This window comes from Pseudomonas sp. Y5-11 (assembly GCF_022368695.1).
Classification (GTDB): domain Bacteria; phylum Pseudomonadota; class Gammaproteobacteria; order Pseudomonadales; family Pseudomonadaceae; genus Aquipseudomonas; species Aquipseudomonas parakoreensis.
The window spans coordinates 5,497,178-5,510,164 of the sequence record NZ_CP058974.1; the positions used below are offsets into that span (position 1 = coordinate 5,497,178).

Here is a 12,987-nt window from a genome sequence, read left to right on the forward strand (position 1 = left end):
AGGCCAGCGTGCGTGGCCTGGATGACGCGCTGGCGCGGGTCCCAGGGGTGAAGATCCTCGACGAGACCGGTGCCGGGGTACTGCCGCAACTGTCCGTGCGCGGGCTTTCGGAAAGTCGCAGCGGCCGCGTCCAAGCGCTCGCCGATGGCATCCCGCTGGCCCTGGCGCCCTATGGCCAGACCAGCCTGTCGCTGTTTCCGCAGACCCTGGCGACGGTCGATCGCATCGACATCGTGCGTGGCGGCGCGTCCGTGCAGTACGGACCGAACAACGTCGGCGGCGTGATCAACTTCATCAGCCGGCCAATTCCGGATAAGTGGGAAACCACCCTGCAGGAGCGTGTCACCTTCGCGCCCGGCGGGCGCCAGCTGTACGACAGCTACCTGGGCACCGGTGGGCGCCTGACCGACAACTTCGGCCTGCAGCTGGACGTCAACACCATCAGTGGCGAGTACGGTCGCGAGCATTCTGAGACCGATGTGCAGAACTACCGCCTGCGCGGCCAGTGGGATATCGATGACAGCCGCAGCCTGAGTTTCGGCGTGCAGCGCTACATCGCCGACATGGACCTGGCCGGCGCCCTCAGCGTGGCCGACTACAAGGACGACCCGCGGCAGTCGACCCGCAAGCTCGATCGTTTCGAAGGCGACAGCGACCGCGTCTGGGGCACCTATACTCAATACCTCGGCGCCATGGGCCCGTTCGACGACGTGGAATTCAGCTGGACCAACTTCGCCCAGCACAGCTATCGCAACTTTGTTGTCGGGCTGCCCTTCGCGCCGGATGCCACGCCGACCACCCTGCAGGATGCTCCCCGCGACTTCCGTGTCTGGGGCAGCGAGCCGCGCCTGAGCCTCGGCATCGACGGTGATGGCGTCAGCCAGACCTGGCTGCTTGGCGCCCGCCTGGTCAAGGAAAACGTCGACTTCGATGTCGACCGTCTGAACCTGAATACCGGCGCCACAAGCGTGGTGCGCGACTGGGTATTCGATACCAAGGGCCAGGCCGCCTATGTGAGCAACGAAATCAAGCTGCTCGACGACCGCCTGACCCTCACCCCCGGCGTGCGCTATGAGCACGCCAAGATGGAGTACGCCGACGGCGTCAGCGGCATCGAGCGCAAGACCGTGGCCGAAGAGTGGCTGCCCGGTCTGAGCATCGGCTACCAGGCCAGCGACGACTGGTTCGTCTACGCCAACGCGCAGCGCTCGCTGCGGGTGCCTCAGGTGTTCCAGATCGTCAGGGATGGCGTGGTGCAGGCGGAAATCTCGCGCAACTACGAGACCGGCGTGCGCTTCACCCCACAGGACAACCTGCGCATCGACTTCGGCCTGTACCGCATCGACTTCGACGACCAGATCGTGTTCGCCAACAGCCGCTTCCAGAATCTCGGCAGCACCCGCCACCAGGGGATCGAGACCGAGGTGTTCTGGACGCCGGCCGCGCTGCCAACCCTCGACCTGCACGCCGGCTACGCCTACCTCGATGCCGAGCTGCGCACCGGCGACTTCAAGGGCAACGAGGTGCCGTACAGCTCCAAGCACCAGTTCACCGTCGATGGTCGTTACCGCTTCGCCGAGTTCTGGACCTACAGCCTGGATGGCCTCTACGTCAGCAGCGCCTATACCGACGACGCCAACAGCGCCGAGGAGAATGCCAGCGCCTCAGTAGGCGAGCTGCCCGCCTACTGGATCTGGAACACCGCCATCGAGCGCGAGTTCAAGCTGCAGGACGACAGCGTGCTGACCGCCTCGGCCGGCATCAGCAACCTGTTCGACCGCCAGTACTACTTCCGCGGCATCGACACCAGTCCCGAGGGACGCCAGCCAGCACCGGGCCGTACCCTGACACTGGGGGTGAACTACCGCTTCTGATCGCCTAGTCGTCCTGCCTCATCCCCTGGCGTCACGCCAGGGGCCTCATTTCACGCGCCCGGCTGCAACGTCGGTACCGTATTCGAAGCCATCAGCCTCACTCCGAACGCCACCAGCACGCCACCCTGTCAGCCGATCCAGCGCCCTAGTCAGTCCACGCCGGCGCAGCAGTCTGCCGAGCGGAATGGTTGCGGCGATCAGGATGGCGAACCCGCCCAGGGTCAGTAATACGTGAAGGCCTGAGAGGAACGAGTACGCCGCCACATCCGCACCGGGCGGAACGAACTGGGGCACAAAGGTGACGTAGAACACACCGGCCTCGGGGTATTCAGACGGACAACTGTCGCGCGCCGATACCCTGGCGATCTGCCAACCAACGCCGATTCGAGAGCCACTTCGGGCTCAAGCGAAACAGGGACAGATTTATTTATTGGGCTGACTGTCCGCTTGTGGCCGCTTCCCGCCAGTCGCAGCTGACTGGCGCATCTCGCCTCCGGTCGATCAGAGCCTGTCGGGTGGGGCCAATTAGCGCTGCCCCGGTGTTTTTCACGTTACCCACCGCCTTGCTGACCTGGTACCACTCGAATGCCTCGGACTGCAGGCCCAGTTCCTGCACTATCTGCTCGGCACGCTGCGAAGTTGTGTTTGGGTCTATCCACTCTCGGGCCAAGTCCGCTGGTAGTACCACTGGCCGGCGATCATGGATATCCAACATGCCACCTTGGGCGTCGGCGGTGATGATCACGAACCCATCGTCTTCGCGAATCTCGCTGCCGGCGTGGGGGAGCTGGCCGATGGCGGCGAAGAACATCGGCTCGCCGCTGCGCAGGCGGATGAAGTAGGGTTGCTTGTGCTTCGGATCGGTCTCGTCCTTCACCCATTCATACCAGCCGTCAGCTGCGACCAGCGCGCGGTACGGCCATATCTGCTTGAAGAACTTGCCGCTCGCCACCGTCTCGGCGCGGGCGTTGATCGGTGCTGGCATCTTTCCCTTCATCGCCCAGTGCGGTGCCCACCCCCATCTCACCGCGGCGATCGTCAGGCCCCCTCCCTCCGCGTGCAGCAGTTGCACGTTGGTCTGTGGTGCCACGTTATAGCGCTCGATCGGCAGGTTGTCGTAGCCGCCGATCACCTCCTGCTCGCTGTTCAGCTCCCGCAGGTAATCCGCCATCCCCTGATACTGCGCAAATCGTCCGCACATGACCGTCCGCTCGTCATCGCCTTTCTCATTCTGATTGTAGGTGGGTTGGTTTGTTTTATACTGTATATAAATACAGCATTATTGCGGGTGCACTATGTCCTGCACGATCCTTGGGCCACTGAGCAGCAGCTCCGTGTGCCTGCCTTTGTATTCCTTCCGCGTCCCGGCCGGGTTTCCCTCGCCGGCGCAGGATCACATCGAAGCCGAGATATCCCTCGACGAGCTTCTCGACCTCCGCGCGCCGCATATGTATCTGGTGCGCATCAGCGGCGACAGCATGATCAACGCAGGGATGTTTGATGGCGACCTGGCTATCGTGAATCGGGCGATGGAGGGGCGGCCTGGCCTGATTGTCATCGCTGCGCTCAACGGCGATGCCTTGGTGAAGCGTTTGGCCAAGGAAGGCGAACAGATCGTTCTGCGGGCGGAGAACCAGGCCTACGCGCCGCGCTACGTACTCGAGGGGGATGAGCTACTGATCTGGGGCGTGGTCACCCACAGCGTGCGCTGCCATGCCCCAGGCTGAGTCGGCAATTGCCCTGATCGACTGCAACTCGTTCTACGCCAGTTGCGAGCGGGTGTTTCGCCCGGACCTGCTGCGTACGCCTATCGTCGTGCTGTCGAACAACGATCTGAGGGGTGGGAATCGTTAGTAAATCCTGTAGAGTCCGCGCCACCTTCTGAACCCCTCTGGAACAGCAGTTTCCAGGCTTCATAAGGCAATCCATTGGAAGTGTTTTAGGGCAGCGGCATGAGGCTGGTATTCGCAACAAAAGACCTAGCATTAGCAGGTCGATCCTTTGAAGGCTTTCCGTTGCTGATTGGGTCAGAGGGATGGCCAGTCGAGCCAGCTCAATCCTTCCTTTGGCACACGCTTATCGAGTCAGGTGAGGCCCTAAGCGATTTGACTTGGGAAGCCTATGGACGGCGTCTGTACGATTACTTTGCCTTCCTGGAAGCCAATGGATTGGGCTGGGACGAGGAAAGCCCGGCTCACGGTCTGAGTGCTCTGTCGAGGTACAGGGATTGGTCGAGCGGAGAATTAGCACTTGATCCCGGCACGGTGAACAATCGTCTGGCCTTGATCGTGAGGTTCTACCGATGGGCTAAGCAGCGCAACCTGATAACTGTGCTGCCCTTCGGTGAGAAAAGGGTAAGAGTTGCCCAACATTCCGGTCTTCTCAGTCATATCGCTCTGCCCGGAGCCGAGAGCACGAAAGTTTCGGTGATGGTTCGCGACCGAAAGCGCTTGACCAAATTCCTGACCAAGGATCAAGTCAAGGTATGCCTTGCCCTGGATACCGATCCAAGCCACCAGATATTGTTCCACCTCATGGTGCGTACCGGCCTTCGCTCCTGTGAAGCGAGGTCTTTTCCTCTCAAATATGTGTTCAACCCCAGGTTGAAGAAGGGACTGCGCCCAAGGCAAATGATCAGTGTTGCTCTTGATCCTTCAGACATGCATATCAAGTACGACCGGCCTAGAACTATCGACGTGCCATGGTCGTTGATGGAGAGCATGTGGTCTTACTCCCTTCACCAACGAGAGGTTCGTAAGTCCAATGGTGATGGACGTGTTACCGCGCTGCTGCTGACTAATGAAGGCAGGCATTATTCAAAAGATTCCGTAGTGGACGTTATGAAGTCCTATGAAAGAAAGTGCGGTTTCTATGTTCGGGCCCACATGCTACGCCACACCTATGGGACTTATACCTTGCTTGCTCTTCGAAAAAGCAAAGAGTTTGAAGGTGAGCCATTGTTGTATGTCCGAGATAGGCTGGGGCATTCAGATGTGCAAACAACTATGATCTATTTGCATCTCATAAACCAGCTTGAAGCCCAATCCGTCCTTGCTCACGAGGACGAAATTGACATGATGTTTATGACTGATTCGGTTTCGCGTATTTGAGGTAGCACCATTGGCTCGGCAAAAAAGCTACAAGGCGGTTATGCGGTCGGTTACAAAAGGATTCGAGGCTGTCGAAGATGATATCAAGATTGACCTGCCGAGAAACCCGAGAAACCACAGGCAACTCGATCATACGAAATATTTAGGCTTGGGCTTCGACGCTTGGGCAATTCAAAGTCTTCACGTTATCAAAGCTTTGCTACAAGGAGGAAACTTCTCAGTGACGACCTTGATTGGTTACTCTACGAACGGGCTGAGATTTTTTATAAATTTCTTGAGTGGAGGTTCGGTCAAGTCGCCACCTGCAACGCCAAACAGTCTTACCAAAAGCCACTTGGATCGATACGTCTCTTGGCTGAGGCTAAAATACCCTAACGGCTCGACAGCCAAGAATTACTATACTAGCTTCAAGTCGTTAGTTGTTGTTTTGGCTGAATATGGATTTATTGAAGTTAATCTTGACGATCTTTTGCCCCTCAATCCATTTCCTAATAATTCGCAGAGCACTAAAGATGCAGATCCGCTCACCTTGGGTGAAATGCAAAGGCTGATTGGCGCTTTGAAGTCAGATCTTATTGCCATCCATAAGGGTACATTCCTTGGAAATGGCGCGGAGGCGATGGCTGTATTGCTACTAATTACTGCGGCAAGGTCTGGAATCAATACTACGCCGCTCTTGGAGATGAAAAGGGATGCCCTACAGCCTCACCCATTTATTCCTAATCTCAGGTTGATTACTACCGTCAAACGTCGAGGTAAAGGCGCACAGAGCAAAACAATCCGTCAGACTAATCTGCTAGATGAGTACAGTGCTATTCCCCTGGATGGGGTGGCAGTCCTCAATAAGGCGCTGGAGATTTCTAAGCCACTCGTAGCACTGGCACCTGATGAAATATCTTCATGTGTGTGGTTATATCGCTCGGGCCAGCCTGGCCGCTCGAACGACATCGTTACCCTTACACCCGGTGCTTTATATGTCACGGCAAAAAGCATTTGTGAGCGTCATGCGCTTCAGGATGATCAAGGCAATCGGCTAAATGTCACGCTTAGTCGGCTGCGAAAGACTATGGAAAGCCGTTTGTGGAAACTGAGCGGTGGCGACATTATAGAAGTTTCCTCCGTTATGGGTCATACCCCTGGTGTCGCCGATAATCACTATTTGAAAATCAACGATGAGATCAAGGTCGACGGGGCGACATTTGTTGGGGAGGCTTTTCCGGACAAACTACGTGGCATAAACGTTATACCAACCCCACCAGGCGGCTGCAAAGATAGCCTTTACGGTAGTCTGGCACCAAAGGATGGCGTCAATCATTGTTCTGAATTCATCCACTGCCTCGGTTGCCCTAGCTATGCAATTGTAGGCACCTTGGAGGACTTATACCGGCTGTTCAGCTACCAACAATTCTTGTATGCAGAAGTCGAATACTTTCTCACGGACGAGTGGGGCGCATGGCGCAAGCGTCAGTTTGACTATATTCGATTGATAGATGATTTCACCCAGAAGTTTGATCTTGCATTGGTTTCGCAAGCAAGGGCTCAGGCTGAGTCATCTCCGCACTTGTTCTGGGCTAAAAAAATCGAGTTCATGAAGAAAAAATTGGGCGGCGAAATTTGAGCATAAGAACCACGAATGCGGTGTTAAAGGCATATGATGTCCTCATCGCACAGCCAGTTTCAGCGAATGGTCTAAGTCCCGCAGAGCGGGATGCAATCGTGATCAGCGCTATCGTTAATGAAGATGGAGAAACCTTCGTTCTTAGCAGGTTTGGCGATGCACAGTGGGATCTTCGCCCGTTTTTTGATCAGGCCAATATTGCTCATTCTTATAAATTCATCAACTGGGATATGGGCATGCCTCGGGCGCTTATTGATGACTGCAAAGCTGTTGCTTATGCTTGGTTTAAAAGAGGAATGCCTAGATCCAAACCTCCTATCGCACGGGGCATTACTACTTTCGCCGTCGTCAGCGTGATGCCTTTTGTTCGCTGGTTAAACAATCTAGGAGTTTCAAGCTTTGCAGATGTCCGTCCGATCCATGTCAGCAATTACGTTCATCATTGCAAATATGAATTGAAGTTAAGGCCTCTCCCGCTGTATGGGCGATTACGGGTTATTGATTTTCTTTGGGTGTTTTCTGTCGACACGATGTTTCCCATTCAGAGTTATCCTTGGGGTAATTCGACATTGTGGCGGATTTGTGGGGTCGCGAATGTAAAAGGGTTGGGTGCTGCCACTAAAAACGTCGGGCGAACAGATATCATTCCTCATGATGAACAATCTAGGATTTTCAACTATTGCGAAAGCATTGTCCGGGAGATGAAGGCCGAATTGGCAGTCAATGGTATTGGATATCATCCTAGTGATGAACGGATGGCAATTCGTTGCAGAGATGCTGTTCTGTATATAGTTTCAATCACTAGCGGCATGCGCAATGACGAGGCAATTGGAATTGAGGTTGGCGCTTGGCGCAAAGAGTTAAGAAATGGAATTAATTTTTGCTGGGTGACCACAGTCGAGCACAAGACAGGTAAAGGCCAAGTCGAATATCTTGTGCCAGAACTAACGATTGAAGCTTTAAGTCTTTTGGCAAAATATTCAGCACCCATCAGAAAAGAGCTGGATGAAGAGATTAGACAGCTTGCAAGCAATCGGGATTTTTCGTATTCAACTGAACATCTCCTTAGGCTCGAAAAAGCCCGAAAAGACGCGAATAAACTATTTTTGGGACGAAACACACAAGGAGGGAAAGTTCAGGAAAGCCATCATGTTGAGGCTCTCAGCGGGCAAGCATCCAATGCTGCGTTTGACCGTATAGCTAAAGCCGCTGGAAGCGATTGGCCGTTGAGGACGCATCAATGCAGGCGAACATATGCAAGATGCTTTGTAGAATCCCGTATGGGCCGCACTTCATTGATCTACCTCAAATGGCAGTTCAAACACAGCAGCATGAGTATGACCCAACTCTATGCATCCAATCCGCAGCAAGACCTGACTCTCTTTGATGAGATCTTCCAGCAGATGACAGAGTTTAAAATTGACCTGATCGAATCATGGCTCGATGATCAGCCACTGGCAGGGGGCGCTGGCGAAAAGATTGTGGAATTGCGGGCAATTCCAATCAAGGATAGAGCTGCTTTGCTTGCCCAGACCGCCCCACATGCCAACATTCGTGCGACTGGACACGGCTGGTGCATCGCCACAGAGCGGGGCTGCGGAGGTGCTGGTCTATACGAAGCCACACGGTGTCCAGGGTGCAAAAATTCGGTGATCGATGAAGTCTTCGCCAGCACTTGGCAGGACATCTACATTCAACAGCGAGAGCTGATAAAAATTGAGGATGCAGGCCCGGCTGTTAGGCAGCGCGCAGAACGCGACTTGCAGGTTGCACTAGATGTAATTACCAGCCTTGGCCTTTCTCCAGTTGAGGAAATGGAGGAGGCGGCAAATGACTAGACAGGCGGTGGGCCCTGACTCTCCTATTCGCTCCAGGTCGAAGACACTCGCCGCGCTCAACAAGGTCGTCGACGATCTCATTGCTGGTGACGGAAAGCTTTCCATCACATCCGTTGCCCGTGCCGCAGGTGTGACTCCGGGACTCATCCATAACACTTACCCAAGCATAGCGGAAAGGATTCGCAACATCGTTGGCAAGTCGGTGCGAGCCCAGCGAGACTCTAAGCATCAAGCGTTGATGAGCGAGAAAGAAAAGAACAGGGTGCTCCGTGCAGAGAATGATCAGCTTTTAGCGGAGGTAGCTCGGCTGGCTTCGGTTAACCAGCGACTAATATTCGAGATGATTCAGCTGAAGGCGGTTGCCAACGGTAAGGTCACCGCACTCCCTCTGAAACCAGGGCCCAACTAGGCCCTGATGGGGAACCCGCAGAATTCGTAAAAATCGTACGCTAACAGTTCAAGCGTCCCGGCCACGCCTGACTGTAGCTTGTTGACTGGTCAATCTGTCTCGCGGGTAAAGCGATAGAACAAGTTCGGCTCGCTGACCACGTACAAATACCCTTCATCGTCGATGGTTACGCCTTCGGCTTGGGGTATGCCTTTCAGCAAACCAGCAAACCCCCTCGCCAAGGAGCGGAAACTCACCACCGTGCCCTCATCGGTCATTTCAATCAGCAGTTTCGACTCGTCGCTGAGCAATATCAGATGACCGCTCTGTTGATCGAAGACGACCGAAGACAAGTCAGTGGCAAATACCTTGTCTTTTACTAAGCTGGACAGGTCGCGGACGTGCAGGGAAAAACCTCCTGTCAGACTGGCACGAAGGCCGCTCACCTCAAGCAATTGGCGAGGGTCACGCTCCTTGGTCACAAACAGGCGGTCACCTTCCAGGTCGTAGGCGAGCCCTTCAAGGCCTTTGTTGCCCTCTTTGCCAAGTGCCAAGGTCAGAGCTGGATACTGGTTTCGGCTCAATGAGCGGTCAGAAGAAAGCTTGCCGTTTTCGTCGATGGGGACATCCACGATAACCAGGCTCTGCCGACGCTCCTCGGCAATTACCAATTGACCGTTGCCGGCATAAGACACCGCTTCCACATCGTGGAAGCCATCCAGGCTGTAACGTCGCTCCACGTCACCGTCACGGCTTAGGGCCAGCAGTTCGTTCGGGCCATTGGTAACCGCCCACAGCAGTTTTAGATCAGGGTCGAAGGTCAGGCCCGAAAGGTTATTGTCCACACCGGGAACCGGCCTAGCATCCAGTTCAACCCGATAGCCAGGCAGCCAAACAGAACGTTCCTGCCAATCGTCTGTGTGCCAGTGGGTCTTGATCCAGAAGTACAGACGATCATCAAGGTGATGAGTACGTACTTGGAATACGGTGAGCAACACAAGGCACAGAAGCGCCCACATCCAAACACTTACTTTCCGTGTTCTGCCCAGCCAGTTTTTAGCCATCAAATACATTAGAAGTCTCGTTAAATGGGACTGACGCCACCAGCCGTGATGGTTTCAACCCGACTCGGTGCGGCTGGCACAGGTGACGCAAAACGGCGTGGCCGGATCGAATTCCAAGCGGCCCGAGGCGATCAACTCGCCGCATTGGTTACACCAGCCATACTCACCCTCGTGCCAACGCTTGAGGGCCAGTTGGAGGCGGACGCGTTCATGCTGCGCCCGACTGCGGATGGCATCGTTCATTGCTTGCTGCTGGAGTGCATCCATCCTCGACAAACGCCCTACCTTGCTTTGATCCAGCTCTACCGATTGCGAGCGAGACTCAGCGTCTTCCAGCAATCGATCCAGCTCGGCAGCCCGCTGTTCCAGCAGGGTCTTGAAATGGGCAAGATCGAGGGCGTCCTCCAAGGCCATTAGCGCAGCAGTAACAGCGGACTGGTTGTGGTGCGGAGCATGCTGGTCGTGGTGCTACCGACCAGGAATTGCCGGATACGGGAATGGCCATAGGCCCCCATCACCAGCAGATCGATGCCATGCTCTTTCTGATAGGCGTGCAAGGTAGGCTCTATCTCGCCGTTCAGGGTCTCGGCGCGAACAGTGAATCCGACGTTGAGCAGCACTTTCTGCGCCCAGTCCAGCTGCGCGGACGATTCGTCGTTCACTGGCCCAACCATCACCAGGTGGATCGGCAGCCCCTTCAGCAGGGGGCTGGCCGCCAGCATCTCCACACCCTTGCGGGTAGTAGCGCTGCCATCGAAGGCCAGCATCGCGCTCTCGGGCTTTTGGAAGTTGGCCGGGGTGACCAGGATTGGCCGGTGCATGATACGAATCACGCTCTCCAGCTGGCTTCCGACATGCTGACTCAGACCGCCGCTAGACTCGCCTTGGCGACCGATGACCAATAGGCGCGTTTCGCTTTCCAGCTCTTGCAGGTTTTCCAGCAGATCGCCATGACGTTGCTTGGACTCCGGCGCGGTCACACCATCCGTCATGGCCCGCTCTTTCGCGGCCGTTAACATGATCCGCCCCTGCTCCAGGGCCAACTTACCGCGCTGTTCATCCAGGGAAGCAAGCTCATCGAGCAGATGCTCGCGGCTGCCAAGGCCGATATTGCCACTCAAGTCGGCCGCAACTGGGTACTGGCGCTGATCCAGCACATGCAAGAAGGTCAGCGGGGCTTCCAGGCTCAGACTGGCCCAGGCTGCGTAGTCGCACACAGCTGGAGCCGAGGTGGAACCGTCGATACAGGCAATTACTTGGGTCATCGTTGTTCTCCTTCTCAGTGGCCCATGAGTTGATCAATGGCGTCGGGTTTATCGTGAACTCCGAATCGATCCACGATAGTGGCGCTCGCTTCGTTGAGACCTAACACTTCAACTTCGGTGCCTTCGCGGCGGAACTTGATAACCACCTTGTCCAGGGCAGCAACTGCGGTGATATCCCAGAAGTGGGCGCGATTCAGGTCGATGGTTACCTTGTTCAGGGCTTCTTTGAAGTCGAAGGCCGCGACGAACTTGTCTGCCGAGCTGAAGAACACCTGGCCAGTGACGTTATAGCTACGATGCTCGCCGGATTCGTCCAGCGAAGAACTGATCGCCATGTAATGGCCAACCTTGTTGGCGAAGAACATCGCGGCCAGCAGCACGCCGGCCAAGACGCCGAAGGCCAGGTTGTGGGTGGCCACCACGACCACCACGGTGACGACCATGACAATGTTGGTCGACAGTGGGTGCTTCTTCAGGTTGCGCAGCGAATCCCAACTGAAGGTGCCGATGGACACCATGATCATCACTGCCACCAGCGCAGCCATCGGGATCTGCTTCAGCCAGTCGCCGAGGAATACCACCATCAGTAGCAGGAATACGCCTGCGGCCAGGGAGGACAGACGAGAACGACCGCCGGATTTAACGTTGATGATCGACTGACCAATCATCGCGCAACCTGCCATACCGCCGATTAGGCCCGAAGCAATGTTGGCCACGCCTTGACCCTTGCACTCGCGGTTCTTGTCACTGGAGGTGTCGGTCAGGTCGTCGACAATAGTCGCGGTCATCATCGACTCCAGCAGACCGACCACGGCCAGCGCTGCCGAGTAAGGGAAGATGATGGCCAACGTCTCGAACGTCAGCGGCACGTCAGGCCAGAGAAAGATTGGCAGCGTATCCGGCAGTTCCCCCATATCACCGACCGTGCGGATATCCAGCCCAACCGACATGGCGACTGCGGTCAGCACGATGATGCACACCAGTGGCGATGGGATGAGCTTGCCGATCCTGGGGATATAGGGAAATAGGTAGATGATGCCGAGGCCTGCGGCTGTCATGGCGTAGACGTGCCAGGTGACATTGGTCAGCTCGGGCAGCTGAGCCATGAAAATCAGGATCGCCAGTGCATTGACGAAGCCGGTCACCACCGAGCGCGAAACGAAGCGCATCAGCGAGCCGAGCTTCAGGTAGCCAGCACCAATTTGCAACACGCCACACAGCAGCGTGGCGGCCAGCAGATATTCAAGACCATGGTTCTTGACCAGGGTCACCATCAGCAGTGCCATGGCCCCTGTCGCGGCTGAAATCATGCCTGGGCGGCCACCGACAAAGGCGATCACCACGGCGATACAGAATGAGGCGTAGAGACCAACTTTGGGGTCGACGCCCGCAATGATAGAGAAAGCGATGGCTTCAGGGATCAGCGCAAGTGCGACGACGATCCCCGCGAGCACGTCGCCACGGACGTTGGAAAACCACGTTTGTTTGAGTGTTTGTAGCATCAGAATATCCAAAGCAATGCACCGCACGCATGCCAGGAAAATGGCGAGCGCGTCGATACGAATTCAAATTGTGAGGATTATTTTGCTGTGCGCTTTGGGTGTAAGAACCGGGCATACAGCAGTACGCAGCAGCCAGCGAAACTGGCGGAGGCGAGGTTGTTGCGAGGGGGCGTAGCGCTAAGGCGGCGTAGGCTGCCAGTAGAGCGTTTGGAGTACAGTCATGCTGGTGTTCCTGTAGCTCAAGGGGTATGCGGAGCCAAAAGTATACAGTGAAGCTATCGTCGATTGCGATCCGCCGCCCTGCTTTGCGAAGCCACGTCTGAAATAG

Annotated in this window: 13 protein-coding genes; 7 read left to right on the top strand and 6 right to left on the bottom strand. The window is 55.8% G+C overall.

The genetic code is table 11. The features are described from left to right. Positions 1-8: 8 nt before the first annotated feature. Positions 9-1,874, top strand: a complete 1,866-nt coding sequence (locus HXW87_RS24675; protein ID WP_239777905.1) for a TonB-dependent siderophore receptor — start codon at positions 9-11, stop codon at positions 1,872-1,874. A gap of 45 nt (positions 1,875-1,919) precedes the next feature. On the opposite strand, the gene HXW87_RS24680 is transcribed toward HXW87_RS24675, so the two are convergent. Both HXW87_RS24680 and HXW87_RS24685 read right to left on the bottom strand, forming a co-directional pair. After that, positions 1,920-2,186: a hypothetical protein gene (locus HXW87_RS24680; protein ID WP_224742955.1), complete on the bottom strand. Its 267-nt coding sequence runs from the start codon at positions 2,184-2,186 to the stop codon at positions 1,920-1,922. A gap of 115 nt (positions 2,187-2,301) precedes the next feature. Then, on the bottom strand, positions 2,302-3,075 hold the full coding sequence (locus HXW87_RS24685) for an SOS response-associated peptidase family protein (RefSeq protein WP_134438375.1): 774 nt from the start codon (positions 3,073-3,075) through the stop codon (positions 2,302-2,304). Positions 3,076-3,169: 94 nt separating this feature from the next. On the opposite strand from HXW87_RS24685, the gene umuD reads away from it, so the two are divergent. The 6 genes from umuD (at position 3,170) to HXW87_RS24715 (ending at position 8,849) form a co-directional block, all read left to right on the top strand. Beyond that, positions 3,170-3,601, top strand: a complete 432-nt coding sequence (gene umuD, locus HXW87_RS24690; protein ID WP_023082840.1) for a translesion error-prone DNA polymerase V autoproteolytic subunit — start codon at positions 3,170-3,172, stop codon at positions 3,599-3,601. Next, entirely contained in the window at positions 3,588-3,728 is a 141-nt protein-coding gene (locus HXW87_RS24695) for a DNA-directed DNA polymerase (RefSeq protein ID WP_071533902.1), read from the top strand. The genes umuD and HXW87_RS24695 overlap by 14 nt, the downstream gene beginning before the upstream one ends. A 98-nt stretch (positions 3,729-3,826) precedes the next feature. Continuing rightward, on the top strand, positions 3,827-4,984 hold the full coding sequence (locus HXW87_RS24700; protein WP_028692960.1) for a tyrosine-type recombinase/integrase: 1,158 nt from the start codon (positions 3,827-3,829) through the stop codon (positions 4,982-4,984). A gap of 10 nt (positions 4,985-4,994) precedes the next feature. Continuing rightward, positions 4,995-6,602: a hypothetical protein gene (locus tag HXW87_RS24705; RefSeq protein WP_032904191.1), complete on the top strand. Its 1,608-nt coding sequence runs from the start codon at positions 4,995-4,997 to the stop codon at positions 6,600-6,602. A 98-nt stretch (positions 6,603-6,700) separates the two neighbouring features. Continuing rightward, positions 6,701-8,440, top strand: coding sequence for a tyrosine-type recombinase/integrase (locus tag HXW87_RS24710; RefSeq protein WP_223271185.1), 1,740 nt, complete (start codon positions 6,701-6,703; stop codon positions 8,438-8,440). Next, complete coding sequence (locus tag HXW87_RS24715; protein ID WP_079384160.1) at positions 8,433-8,849, top strand: TetR family transcriptional regulator; 417 nt, start codon at positions 8,433-8,435, stop codon at positions 8,847-8,849. Before HXW87_RS24710 ends, HXW87_RS24715 begins: the two co-directional genes overlap by 8 nt. 89 nt (positions 8,850-8,938) lie before the next feature. On the opposite strand, the gene HXW87_RS24720 is transcribed toward HXW87_RS24715, so the two are convergent. From HXW87_RS24720 to HXW87_RS24735, 4 genes are read right to left on the bottom strand one after another with little or no spacing between them, the layout of a single operon-like run. Next, positions 8,939-9,901 carry an SdiA-regulated domain-containing protein gene (locus tag HXW87_RS24720; protein ID WP_021264366.1) on the bottom strand — a complete coding sequence of 321 codons (963 nt, stop codon included), beginning with the start codon at positions 9,899-9,901 and terminating at the stop codon, positions 8,939-8,941. Between the two features lie 45 nt (positions 9,902-9,946). Continuing rightward, positions 9,947-10,306, bottom strand: coding sequence for a TraR/DksA C4-type zinc finger protein (locus HXW87_RS24725; protein ID WP_021264365.1), 360 nt, complete (start codon positions 10,304-10,306; stop codon positions 9,947-9,949). Continuing rightward, the gene (locus HXW87_RS24730; RefSeq protein ID WP_239777906.1) at positions 10,306-11,157 is read right to left on the bottom strand and encodes a universal stress protein; all 852 of its coding nucleotides are present in this window, start codon (positions 11,155-11,157) and stop codon (positions 10,306-10,308) included. The genes HXW87_RS24725 and HXW87_RS24730 overlap by 1 nt, the downstream gene beginning before the upstream one ends. Positions 11,158-11,171: 14 nt before the next feature. Then, on the bottom strand, positions 11,172-12,659 hold the full coding sequence (locus HXW87_RS24735) for a SulP family inorganic anion transporter (RefSeq protein WP_239779184.1): 1,488 nt from the start codon (positions 12,657-12,659) through the stop codon (positions 11,172-11,174). Positions 12,660-12,987: the final 328 nt, after the last annotated feature.